Annotated in this window: 11 protein-coding genes and 1 pseudogene; 10 read left to right on the forward strand and 2 right to left on the reverse strand. The window is 49.7% G+C overall.

Going from position 1 to position 12,383, the window contains the following annotated elements; translation table 11 throughout:
- Window positions 1–216 precede the first annotated feature (216 nt).
- The 6 genes from B9A32_RS18280 (at window position 217) to mce (ending at window position 6,825) form a co-directional block, all read left to right on the forward strand.
- The gene (locus B9A32_RS18280; RefSeq protein ID WP_084071405.1) at window positions 217–1,011 is read left to right on the forward strand and encodes a CoA-transferase subunit beta; all 795 of its coding nucleotides are present in this window, start codon (window positions 217–219) and stop codon (window positions 1,009–1,011) included.
- Between the two features lie 111 nt (window positions 1,012–1,122).
- Window positions 1,123–2,676 (forward strand): acyl-CoA carboxylase subunit beta, encoded by a 1,554-nt coding sequence (locus B9A32_RS18285; RefSeq protein ID WP_084071416.1) that lies wholly within the window; start codon window positions 1,123–1,125, stop codon window positions 2,674–2,676.
- Window positions 2,677–3,050: 374 nt separating this feature from the next.
- The gene (locus B9A32_RS18290) at window positions 3,051–3,272 is read left to right on the forward strand and encodes a hypothetical protein (RefSeq protein ID WP_139795885.1); all 222 of its coding nucleotides are present in this window, start codon (window positions 3,051–3,053) and stop codon (window positions 3,270–3,272) included.
- Window positions 3,273–3,439: 167 nt separating this feature from the next.
- Window positions 3,440–5,470 (forward strand): pyruvate carboxylase subunit B, encoded by a 2,031-nt coding sequence (locus B9A32_RS18295; RefSeq protein WP_084071407.1) that lies wholly within the window; start codon window positions 3,440–3,442, stop codon window positions 5,468–5,470.
- 203 nt (window positions 5,471–5,673) lie between these two features.
- Window positions 5,674–6,240 (forward strand): acetate uptake transporter, encoded by a 567-nt coding sequence (locus B9A32_RS18300; RefSeq protein WP_084071408.1) that lies wholly within the window; start codon window positions 5,674–5,676, stop codon window positions 6,238–6,240.
- 180 nt (window positions 6,241–6,420) lie between these two features.
- The gene (gene mce / locus B9A32_RS18305; RefSeq protein WP_084071409.1) at window positions 6,421–6,825 is read left to right on the forward strand and encodes a methylmalonyl-CoA epimerase; all 405 of its coding nucleotides are present in this window, start codon (window positions 6,421–6,423) and stop codon (window positions 6,823–6,825) included.
- A gap of 122 nt (window positions 6,826–6,947) precedes the next feature.
- Here mce and B9A32_RS18310 read toward each other — a convergent pair whose 3' ends face one another.
- Window positions 6,948–7,151 (reverse strand): hypothetical protein, encoded by a 204-nt coding sequence (locus B9A32_RS18310; protein ID WP_084071410.1) that lies wholly within the window; start codon window positions 7,149–7,151, stop codon window positions 6,948–6,950.
- Between B9A32_RS18310 and scpA the strand changes: the two genes are divergently transcribed.
- Together scpA and sucC are read left to right on the forward strand one after the other, a co-directional pair.
- Window positions 7,145–9,268 carry a methylmalonyl-CoA mutase gene (scpA, locus tag B9A32_RS18315; RefSeq protein WP_084071411.1) on the forward strand — a complete coding sequence of 708 codons (2,124 nt, stop codon included), beginning with the start codon at window positions 7,145–7,147 and terminating at the stop codon, window positions 9,266–9,268. The genes B9A32_RS18310 and scpA overlap by 7 nt on opposite strands.
- A gap of 188 nt (window positions 9,269–9,456) precedes the next feature.
- Window positions 9,457–10,614 (forward strand): ADP-forming succinate--CoA ligase subunit beta, encoded by a 1,158-nt coding sequence (sucC, locus tag B9A32_RS18320; RefSeq protein WP_084071412.1) that lies wholly within the window; start codon window positions 9,457–9,459, stop codon window positions 10,612–10,614.
- A 191-nt stretch (window positions 10,615–10,805) separates the two neighbouring features.
- On the opposite strand, the gene B9A32_RS22420 is transcribed toward sucC, so the two are convergent.
- Complete coding sequence (locus B9A32_RS22420; protein WP_269749044.1) at window positions 10,806–10,931, reverse strand: hypothetical protein; 126 nt, start codon at window positions 10,929–10,931, stop codon at window positions 10,806–10,808.
- 58 nt (window positions 10,932–10,989) lie between these two features.
- Here B9A32_RS22420 and sucD point away from each other — a divergent pair, with 58 nt between their 5' ends.
- Together sucD and B9A32_RS18330 are read left to right on the forward strand one after the other, a co-directional pair.
- A complete protein-coding gene (gene sucD, locus B9A32_RS18325; RefSeq protein ID WP_084071413.1) occupies window positions 10,990–11,859 on the forward strand; it encodes a succinate--CoA ligase subunit alpha in 870 nt (289 codons plus the stop codon).
- A gap of 183 nt (window positions 11,860–12,042) precedes the next feature.
- Window positions 12,043–12,383: pseudogene (locus B9A32_RS18330) on the forward strand (fumarate reductase cytochrome b subunit); the annotation flags it as partial.

The following is a 12,383-nucleotide window of genomic DNA, read 5'->3' on the forward strand; positions in this document are numbered from 1 at the left end:
GATTGCAAGGTGTTTTCGGGCACAGATGAAAAATGCCGTTCATTTAACTCAAGAGTCATAAATTATCATAACCGCCATGGGTGGACTGTATTCTGATCTTGTTCTGCCCACAACAAAGCATGAAAGAGACTGCGATTCTCAAGGATTTTCCATAATACAAAAAATTTATGACCAAACGAGATTTAACATTAAATTCATAGCTTTTCAGGAGATATCATGACGGATTACGCAACAGATTTTTCCCCCGGCGAAATGATCGTAACGGCCGGTGCCAGACAACTTGAAAACAACAAAGTTATTTTTGCGGGAACCGGACTGCCCATGGTGGGGATAACCCTGGCCCAGTTAACAAGCGGACCGGGAATCATTCCGGTATTTGAAGCAGGGGCCGTGGGCCCCACATTGGATCGGGGTCTGCCTCTGTCTGTGGGAGATTCTCGAACCACAAGCCGGGCAAATTATATCCAGGGACTAAATTCCGCCTTTGAACTGACCCAGAGGGGCTTCATTGATATCGGGTTCATCGGAGGGGCCGAGGTTGATCCCTACGGCAATTTAAATTCAACCATGATTGGAGATTTTCCACAAAACTATATGAAACCGGTTGTAAGGCTGCCCGGCAGCGGCGGGGCCGGGGATATGTCCTGCTCTTGTACCTATACAATCCTCATTGTTCAGCACGAGCCCAGACGATTTGTGGAAAAACTTCAGTATTGCACCAGCATGGGTCATATGGACGGATCAAAGGATGCCAGAAAAAAGGCCGGATTACAGGGAAAAGGTCCAAAACGAGTAATCACAACCAAGGCCCTGATGGGATTTGACGACGAAACCAAACGAATGAAAATCCTGGCAACCATGCCCGGAGAAACCGTGCAAAGTGTTCAGGATGCCACGGGATTTGAACTCATGGTGGATAAGGATGTGTATGAATTTGCCCCACCCACCCAAACAGAGATCAAACTGATCCGGGAGGTCATTGATCCCACCCAGATTTTTTGCAAACGATGATAACCGGGTGCTAAGGGACCGCAAAAATAAAAAATAGATGCCCGGACGTTGGAATCATTGAAATCCAGCGCCATACAAATAAAATCAACAAAAAAAGGACAGGTTGTTATTATGGGAATAATAGCAGACAAAATCAAGGATCTTGCCAAGCGGGAAAAAAAGATTCTTGGCATGGGGGGCGAAAAAGCCCTTGAAAAACGACGTGAAAAGGGAAAACTCAATGCCAGGGAGAGACTGAACCTTTTGTTTGACCCGGGCACATTCCGGGAAGTGGACATGTTTGTCACCCACAGATGTACCAATTTTGGAATGGAAGAAAAAGAAATTCCTGCCGACGGCGTTGTCACCGGCCACGGCAAAGTGGACGGCAGAATCGTATTTGCCTATTCCCAGGATTTTACCTCAAGGGCCGGAAGCATGGGGGAAATGCAGGCAAAGAAGATTTGTAAAGTCATGGACATGGCCATGAAGGCCGGTGCTCCTGTGGTGGGTATCAACGATTCCGGCGGTGCCAGGATACAGGAAGGTGTGGATGCCCTGTCCGGATACGGCGAAATTTTCTTTAGAAATGCCTCAGCCTCCGGTGTGATTCCCCAAATTTCCGCCATCATGGGACCCACGGCAGGCGGGGCTGTTTATTCTCCTGCCATGACCGACTGGATCTTCATGGTCAAGGATACCAGCTACATGTTCATCACAGGTCCCCAGGTTATCATGTCTGTAACAGGGGAAGAGATCACCCAGGAAGACCTGGGCGGCGCCATGACCCACAACGAAAAGAGCGGAGTGGCCCAGTTTGCCTGTGACTCAGACCAGGATGCCCTGGAAAGAATCCGCCAACTGCTCTCCTATCTTCCCTCCAACAACATGGAGGAACCTCCTTTCAAGGAGACAGGGGACGATCCCCACCGCATGGCTGAGGCGCTTGACACCCTGATTCCAGACAATCCCAACCAGGGCTACGATATCAAGGATGTCATCACCGCCATCGTGGACAACGGAGAGTTCTTTGAACCCCACGAATATTTTGCCAAAAATATCATCATTTGTTTTGCAAGGATCAACGGACGGGTCATCGGTATCATAGCCAACCAGCCCAATTTTCTTGCAGGGTGTCTTGATATCAACGCCTCTGATAAAGCAACAAGGTTCATCCGGTTCTGCGACGCCTTTAACATTCCCATGCTCACCATTGCCGACGTACCCGGTTATCTTCCCGGAAGCGACCAGGAGTGGAGTGGTATCATCCGCCACGGAGCCAAGCTGCTCTGGTGTTACTCCGAGGCCACAGTGCCAAAACTCCTGCTCATCACCCGCAAGGATTACGGTGGATCATACCTTGCCATGTGCTCCAAGCACCTTGGTGCGGACATGGCCTTTGCATGGCCAAGCGCCCAGATCGCAGTAATGGGGGCAGCCGGGGCTGCCAATATCATCCATGCAAGGGAAATAAAGGGTTCTGATGATCCTGTTTCCAAGCGGGCAGAAAAAATCGAAGAGTATGAAGAGCTGTTTTCAAATCCTTATTGCGCAGCAAACCGGGGGTATGTGGATGCGGTGATCCGCCCTGCCGAGACCAGGGCGCGCCTGGCAGATGCCCTGGAAGCCCTGGGCACCAAGCGCGAGATGAGACCTGCCAAAAAACATGGAAACATACCGGTCTAATGGCCACGGGCGGACCCTATTTTGACCCGGTTCTGCCCACAACGAAACTTAAAATACGCCCTTGGTTTGCGGAGTATTTCATATAAACGGGCATCTCCCGGCGGACACAACAAATATTACAATGCTATTATGCCGCCCCCCCGAGGGGTAATGGTTCCGGCCCGGAACTGTAGACAGCTCGATTGGCCGGTTCCTATTACCCCTCGGGGGGGCTCTGCTGAGGTAAACTTGGAGGCTGCATCGTATATAAACTGCCATGGGCAGACCGCATATAACCCACATGGCTGTAACCTCCAGCCACAACGAACAATGAAAAAGTAGTTGCTGTGAACATCCGGCACCTGCTTTTTCATATCAAAAAAAGGCGAGGAAAAATGGACAGAAAAAAAATGGCCGCTGCAAGCGCTGCGGTTATGACCTACATAAAGACCCAGGAGGAGGCAGCCTGTTTTGCTTCATCCCTGGATCAGACTTCAGGTTCGGCATCGGAATTGTTAACCCCGCTTCCGGCTGCATGTATCAACACCTGGGGCATGGCAGGCAGAAATGATCAAATGCAGAGCAGAAGCCTGATGCAAATGGGTATTTTCAAATAACTTATAACGGGCATTTCCTGTCGGACACAACAAATATAGGGTCGTAGACGCGGAGCCAAATGGTATTATACCGCCGCCCCCCGACGGGCAATGGGCCCGGAATTTTCCATGCCGCAATATGATTAATAAACGCCAATGGCTTAGCATATATTGATGAGGAGAGTGAAATGAGTGAACACGGAAGAATAAACATGTGTGAAATTAATTGTGAAAAAGAAAGGCCCAAAGCCCAAAACCCCCTGATGATCGAAGATCTTTCATTAAGGGACGGGCATCAATCCCTGTTTGCCACAAGGGGAAGAACCGAGGACATGATCCCCGTGGCCGAAAGAATGGATGAAGTTGGCTTCTGGGCCATGGAAGTGTGGGGCGGTGCCACCTTTGACACCATGCACCGTTTTCTCAACGAAGATCCCTGGGAGCGAATCAGAACCCTTAAACGCTACATCAAAAAGACCCCATTCTCCATGCTGCTCCGGGGCCAGAACCTTGTGGGATACAGAAATTATGCCGACGATGTTGCCAAGGCCTTTGTGAACCGGGCTGCTGAAAACGGCATGGATGTTTTCCGCACCTTTGACGCTCTGAACGACTACCGGAATTTTGAAGCAGTGGCTCCGGTTATAAAGAGCTGCGGCAAACACTTCCAGGGCTGTATCTGCTACTCCCTGACAGAACCGAGAATGGGCGGCACCGTTTATACCCTGGACTATTATGTGAAAAAAGCCAAAGATCTTGAGAGCATGGGGGCAGACAGTATCTGTATCAAGGACATGGCCGGCCTCATGGCTCCCTACGATGCCTTTGATCTTGTCAAGGCCCTTAAAGCCAACGTGGATATTCCCATCAATCTTCACTCCCATTTTACCTCGGGCATGGCAGCCATGACCCATCTAAAGGCGGCAGAAGCCGGCGTGGATATCCTTGATACCTGCCTGACCCCCTATGCCTACCGAACCAGCCATCCGGCCCTGGAACCCCTGGTGATGTCTTTAATAGGCACAGACCGGGATACGGGATTTGACATCGAAACCCTGGCCTCCATCAACGAAACCCTGGAAAAAGACATTCTTCCCAAATATCGCCATCTGCTGGATGACACCAAGGTGTCGGTGATCGACATTAATGTGCTGCTCCATCAGACACCCGGAGGCATGCTTTCAAACCTGGTAAATCAGCTCAGGGACATGGATGCCCTTGACAGAATCGGCGAAGTGTATGAAGAGCTTCCCAGGGTAAGAAAAGAGCTGGGCCAGATTCCCCTGGTGACCCCCACAAGCCAAATCGTGGGAACCCAGACCGTGAATAACGTATTATTCGATACAAAAGAAGAGCGCTATAAAATGATCACAGCCCAGGTTAAAGATCTTTGCTATGGTCTATATGGCAAAACAGCGGCCCCCATTGATCCTGAAGTCCAGAAAAAAGCGCTCAAGGGCTATGACAGGGGAGAAAACCCCATCACCTGCAGGCCTGCCGAAGTACTTAAACCGGAACTTGAGGATTCCAAGGCCCAGATAAAGGATCTTGCCGTGGATGAAGATGACCTCATCCTCTACACCCTGTTTCCTGTCACCGGGAAAAAATTCCTCCAGCAAAAATATGGAAAAGAGGCTGTTCCGGAAAGTATGAAGGCCATCAGTCTGGAAGATGTACAGCGCCAGGCGGAAATGATCAAAAAAGCAAAAGCCGGAGAACTTGTGGAAAGAAAAGTTAACGGCGAATTACCGGAAAAGACAGACTGCCTGAGAACCTTTAACGTCTTTGTGGATGAAGAATGTTTTGAGGTGGGAGTGGACGAAGTGGGGGGGACACCGGTCATGGCCTATGCCCAGCCGGCCCAGGGCACCCAGGTTCCGACACCACCGCCGGCTGCGGCACCGGCACCGGCACCTGCTGCCCCCGAAGTCAAACCGGCCCCGGCTCCCAAAGCGCCTAAACCTGCCGCGCCCCCTGCTGCACAACCGGCAGCTGCCACCGGCGGAGGGGCCCAGGTAACAGCTCCCATGCCCGGGATGATCATCAAATATGAAAAAAATGTTGGCGATTTCGTAAAAAAGGGTGACACCGTTGTGGTGCTCGAGGCCATGAAAATGGAAAACGCCCTGCCTGCTCCGGCAGACGGGGAGGTTACAGCCGTTAATTTCGGTCCGGGCGATTCCGTATCCAAGGGAGAAATACTTGCCGTCATAGGGTAAGATTCAGCCCCACAATGGTAGCATGCCGCCCCTTCGATGGGCAATGGGTCCGGCCCGGAACCGTATACGGCCCATTTGTCCGGTTCTTATTGCCCATCAGGGGGGCAGCTCTGCTGAGGTTGCCCGGAAGTTTTATTTTCTAATAAAAAAAGAGTTTAAAGCGGTTAATCGGTTAGTTAACAATTAAATCATAGGAGAAAATAATGTCTGAACAGCAAACATTAGGTAATCCAGCAGTCGTTGGTTTGGCAGGGTTTGGTTTAACAACAATGATTCTTCAAATCCACAATCTTGGTTTTTGCGGCATTGGGCCGGTTCTTGCTCTTGCCTTTGTGTTTGGCGGTGCTGCCCAATTAATAGCAGGTTACCAGGAGTTTAAAGTAGGCAATAATTTCGGCTATAGTGCCTTTTGCTCCTATGGTGCCTTTTGGATTGCATTGGGCATTATCTGGCTTCTTAATCATTTTGGCATTTATAGACTCAGTGGCACCGACGTGGGATGGTTTCTTGTGGTCTGGACCCTTTACACCGCCATTATGTGGATACCTGCCATGAAAATTCACGGGATGATGGCAGTGACCTTTACCCTTCTGCTCATCGGTTTTATTCTCCTGGATCTGGCGCATTTCGGCTTTCCATGGCTGACCAAGGTGGCAGGTGTTGAGCTGATCTTCTGCGCGTTAAGTGCCTGGTACATGATGGCCCATGTGATTTATGCCCAGGTTTTTGGCAGGGATGTTCTTCCTGTGGGAAAACCCTGGATTAAATAAAAAAAACATGCCTGGGCGGCACCGCTCGGGCACCATAAAACACCCATAAGTCCCGGGTTTTCATAACGGTTACTCCAAATTTTTATCAAATAAGGGATGAGAAGAGGCACCGGACCACCTTTGACTTATGGGCTAAACAACTCACTAACCGTTTTGCATAAAAATGCAACAGGAGGAGAAATGGAAATATTAAAAATTGATCATCTGGGAATTGCTGTAAAAAGCATTGAAAACGGTAAGACCTTCTGGTCAGAAGTTTTGGGAATGGAATTTGCCGGGACAGAAACCGTGGAGGCCCAAAAGGTGACAACGGCCTTTCTACCCGTTGGAGAAAGCGAGGTGGAACTGCTTGAATCCACTTCTGATGACGGCCCTGTTGCAAAATACATTGAAAAAAAAGGGGAAGGAATCCAGCATGTTGCATTCAGGGTGGCAAACATTGAAGAAGCCCTTGATGAGCTCAAGGCCAAAGGCATTCAGCTCATTGACCAGACGCCGCGAAAAGGAGCCGGAGGAGCAAAAATCGCATTTCTTCATCCCAAGGCAACAGCCGGTGTGTTGGTGGAACTCTGCCAGAGAGATTAAGGGCATTTCTCCCAAAGAATATACCGTTCTGTTTATCCCGGTATATTCCCTTCTGGAAATCGCCTGACCCAGAATAGTTTGTTTTATTTAAAGCCTTTGTCGTATTAGAAATTTTCCATTAATCATGGGGATGAGAAATCATCCCCAATGCATAAGGCTATTTCTGCCAAAGCATATACCGGCCTGCTTGCCCTTTGTTCGTCTTTCGGTTTGGACTCTTCCGCAAAGAAAACCTCCACGGAAAAGCCCGCCTTGAATATGAATAAAAATTCAGGAATCCCGGTATATTCTTTTCCGGCAATAGCCTGAGGAATTTTACATGTCACAAACTCCTGATTTAAACGCCTGGAAAGAACTTGCAACAAAAGAACTGAGGGGAAAACCCCTGGAGTCCCTGAACAAAGCCACCCCCGAAGGGATCACCGTTAATCCCCTTTACACGGCCAAAGACCTGGAAAATGTTGAATTCATTGACAACCTACCGGGCTTTGAACCCTTTGTGAGGGGTCCCAAGGCCACCATGTATGCGGGTCGTCCCTGGACCATCCGTCAATATGCCGGATTTTCCACAGCCAAAGAGTCCAACGCCTTTTATCGTAAAAACCTTGCCGCAGGCCAGAAAGGCCTTTCCGTTGCCTTTGACCTTGCCACCCACCGGGGTTATGATTCCGATCATCCCCGGGTATTTGGCGATGTGGGAAAGGCAGGCGTGGCCGTGGATTCCGTTGAGGACATGAAGATTCTTTTTGACCAGATTCCCCTGGACAAAATGTCTGTGTCCATGACCATGAACGGAGCTGTTCTGCCCATACTTGCCGGGTACATTGTGGCAGCCGAGGAGCAGGGGGTGAAGCAAGAGCAACTTTCGGGCACCATCCAGAATGATATTTTAAAGGAGTACCTCACCCGGAACACCTATATCTATCCTCCGGGGCCCTCCATGCGTATCATTGCCGACATCATCGGGTATTGTTCCGAAAATATGCCCAAATTCAACACCGTAAGTATCAGCGGGTACCACATGATGGAGGCCGGAGCCGATTCCGTGCTCCAGACCGCCTTTACCCTGGCCGACGGCCTGGAGTATGCCAAGGCAGCCATGGCCGCAGGTCTTGACATTGATGCCTTTGCCCCGAGACTCTCCTTTTTCTTTGGCATTGGCATGAACTTTTTCATGGACATTGCCATGCTCAGGGCGGCCCGGTTTCTCTGGGCTGAACTCATGGGACAGTTCAACCCCCAAAATCCCAAATCCAGGATGCTTCGAACCCATTGCCAGACCTCGGGCTGGAGCCTGACCCAGCAGGACCCATATAACAACATCATCCGCACCACATTGGAATGCATGTCTGCAGTGCTTGGAGGCACCCAGTCTTTGCACACCAACTCCTTTGATGAAGCTGTGGGCCTTCCCACAGAAACCTCTGCCAGGATTGCCAGGAATACCCAGATCATTGTCCAGGAAGAGTCCAAGGTCACTTCCGTGGTTGATCCGTTGGGAGGTTCTTATTATGTGGAATCCCTGACCCAGAACATTGTGGATGAAGTCAGAAAAATTCTAAAAGAGATTGAAGAACTCGGCGGCATGGCAAAGGCCATTGAGACCGGCATGCCCAAACGCCGCATTGAAGAGGTGGCAGCCCGGCGTCAGGCCAGGATTGACGGAGGCGCAGATGTCATTGTGGGTGTAAACAAATACATCATTGCCGATGAAAAACCCATTGAAGTACTTGAAATCAGTGATGAGGTAAGAACCGAACAGGTGGCCCGCCTGGAACAGATAAAAAAAGAAAGGGATGCCAATGCCGTTGAAAAGGCATTGGAAAATGTAAAACAGGCAGCCCAGACAGAGGGCAATCTTCTGGCAGCCGCCATTGAAGCGGTGCGGGCCAGGGCCACAGTGGGAGAAATATCAGACGCCATGGAAACGGTATTTGGACGATTTGTTGCCACCACCCAGTGTATTTCCGGGGTATATGCCTCTGAATTCCAGGATTCTGAAGTGATTGCAGGCATTAGAAAACGCACGGACAATTTTAAAGAAACCACCGGCCGCAGACCCCGTATTCTGGTGACAAAAATGGGACAGGACGGTCATGACAGAGGAGTGAAGGTCATTGCCACAGCCTATGCTGATTTTGGGTTTGACGTGGACATCAGTCCCATGTTCCAGACCCCTGAAGAGGCGGCCCGTATGGCCGTGGAAAACGATGTCCATGTGGTGGGGGTTTCAAGCCTTGCCGCCGGACATAAAACCCTGGTACCGGCACTGGTTGAAGCCTTGAAAAAAGAAGGGGCCGAGGACATCAAAGTGGTGGTGGGCGGCATTATCCCCCCCAAAGACTATGACATGTTAAAGGCTGCCGGAGCCGTTGAAGTTTTTGGTCCCGGCAGTGTTGTCACGGACTGTGCCAATAAAACCCTCAATGCCCTGGGAGCCTGATGAACTGTTCCGGCTTTTACCGGATCAAAATTCCAGATACAGGTTGAAAACAAACAGATGTCTTTAACAGCAGCAAAGGCAAAACCGCTAAAACTGCTTTTTTATATTTAATAATGCCCACAGGTGAGCCAAGGCCTGCCTGCAGGGCATGATAAAACCATCTAACAATAGTTTTAAGGATCATCATCATGAAGATACATGAATACCAGGCAAAGGAGCTTTTTAGAAAGTATGATGTGCCTGTTCCCCAGGGTCAGGTTGCTTTTTCCCGGGAAGAGGCCCTGAATGTTGCAGATCTTCTGGGCGGATACCCCGTGGTTGTCAAGGCCCAGATACATGCCGGCGGACGTGGTAAAGGCGGTGGAGTAAAACTTGCCCCATCCCGGCAAGAGGCAGGAAATATTGCCGATGAAATCCTTGGCATGACACTTGTAACCCACCAGACAGGTCCCGAGGGCAGACTGGTGCAAAAACTTCTGGTGGAAGCAGGTCAGGACATTGCCAAAGAGCTCTATCTGAGTATGCTGGTGGACCGGGAAACAGCCAAGGTGGTTATCATGGCAAGCCGGGAAGGCGGCATGGACATTGAAGAAGTGGCTGCCAACACCCCGGAAAAAATCATTAAAATCTATGTGGACCCCCTCATGGGTATCCAGAATTATCAGCTGGGAGAGCTGGGATTCGGTCTTGCCATTCCCAAACCTGCCAGAAAGCAGTTCGCCGGTCTGGTCAGGCAGCTGTACACCCTTTTTGTTGCCAATGACTGTTCCCTTGTGGAGATCAATCCTTTGATTCTCACGGCAGATGATCAGGTTCTGGCCCTGGACGCCAAGGTGGACATTGATTCCAATGCCATGTTCCGCCACAAGGATCTTCTGGAGTACAGGGATCTTGATGAGGAAGATCCCCAGGAAGTGGAAGCCTCAAAATTCAACCTCAACTATGTGAACCTGGACGGTAATGTGGGCAATATCGTCAATGGGGCCGGCCTTGCCATGGCCACCATGGACATCATTAAGCTTGCCGGAGCCGAACCTGCCAATTTCATGGATGTCGGGGGCGGCGCTTCTGCCGATCAAGTGGAGAACGCCCTTCGTATCATCCTCATGGACGAAAAAGTAAAAGCCGTATTGATCAATATATTTGGCGGTATTTTGCGCTGTGATATCTTTGCCGAAGGCGTTGTCCAGGCTGCCAAAAAAACAGGTATTAATATTCCCGTTGTGGTTCGCATGGAAGGTACCAATGTGGATGAAGGCAAAAAAATCCTTGCCGATTCCGGTCTTGATCTCACAAGCGCTGTGGATCTTAAGGATGCAGCAGCAAAAATAGCAGCGGCAATATAACTGCCATGGGCAGATCATATTGGGATTTGACCTGCCCACAACAAAACTTGAAATACGCCTCTGATCTGCGGAGTATTTCATATAAAAAACGCAAAACAAATAACGAAGGTTTGTTTATTAAGGCACATGCTCATGGTGGTGATTGCAAAAATATTGTTTCCATGGTTTTTCATGGAAATCTCAACCCTTTTTTAATGCAAGAACATCATGCCAATTAACTGTCTCTTTTGAATGACCGCCATGGGCGGACCGTATTTTGATCCGGTGCTGCCCACAACAAAGGTAGAAATACGCCTCTGATTTGCGGAGTATTTCATATAAAACGGACAGACAAAACAACGGTGTCATTGATAAAAGAACCATTGGGAGAATGCTGTGAGTATATTTGTAAATAAAGATACAAAACTTCTTGTGCAGGGAATCACCGGCAAAGAAGGTAAATTCCACGCAAGGCAATGTGTTGAATATGGTACCAATGTGGTTGCCGGGGTTACACCGGGTAAAGGTGGCCAGGACATGGACGGCATCCCGGTTTTTGATACGGTGAGAGGCGCTGTGGAGGCCACCGGGGCCAATGCCAGTCTTATATTTGTACCACCGCCGTTTGGAGCCGATGCCATAATGGAAGCAGCCGATGCCGGTGTGGATCTCATTGTGGCCATCACCGAAGGTATTCCTGTGATGGACATGGTACGGGTGAAAAATTTCATGGCCACCAAAAAATGCCGTCTCATCGGCCCCAACTGCCCCGGAATTATCACACCGGGTGAATGCAAAATAGGTATTATGCCGGGTAAAATCCACATGGCAGGCGGCCCTGTGGGGGTTGTGTCCCGGTCCGGTACCCTCACCTACGAGGTGGTGGATCAGCTCACCAAACTTGGCATGGGACAGACCACCTGCATCGGTATTGGCGGTGATCCTGTGAATGGTACCAACTTCATTGATGTACTGGAAGCCTTTGAAAACGACCCTGACACAAAGTCCATTGTCATGGTGGGCGAGATCGGCGGTAATGCCGAAGAAGAAGCCGCAGAATACATTAAAAATCATGTGACCAAGCCGGTGGTGGGATTCATAGCCGGATTAACAGCCCCTCCAGGCAGGCGCATGGGCCATGCCGGTGCCATCATCAGCGGCAGCAGCGGCACAGGCCAGGCCAAGGTGGAGGCCTTTAAAAAGAACGGCATCCATGTGTGTGAGAATCTTGGAGAAATCGGAGATGTATGCAAAAAGGCATTTTAAGAGTAGATAAACCGAACACTCTTTCATGCTTCGTTGTGGGCAGAGCCGGATCAAAATAAGGTCTGCCCATGGCAGTTACGTGAATGCTGATTCATAATTCTTGGGATTGAAATGGGCCGGAAGGGTTCATTTCAATCCTTTGCTCAATCATTTTTTTTTGTAATTGGTCATCAAGGAGGCAAAATGGAACGCTTGATAAAGAATGATAATGTTAAAAAAAGCCGGATACCGGCCCGGCTGGATCTTGCCCAAAGCGGCACCGGTCTGGTGCTGGGGCTTTTCATGTGGGTACACATGATGCTTGTGGGCAGCATCCTGCTGGGAAAGGGCTCGTTTAATTTTGTGGCAAAATTCATGGAACTCTCTTTTCTTTCCGGCACAGGAGAGGGATTTCCTTCAGCGGTATTTCTTGCCGTACTGGTTATATTCACCCTTTTTATTATCCATGCCCTTTTGGGCGTAAGAAAATTTCCCATTTCCTGGAAGCAGCACGCCATTATCCGTCAGCAGATGGGCATGATGAA

It is taken from the genome of Desulfocicer vacuolatum DSM 3385 (assembly GCF_900176365.1).
Lineage (GTDB): Bacteria > Desulfobacterota > Desulfobacteria > Desulfobacterales > Desulfobacteraceae > Desulfocicer > Desulfocicer vacuolatum.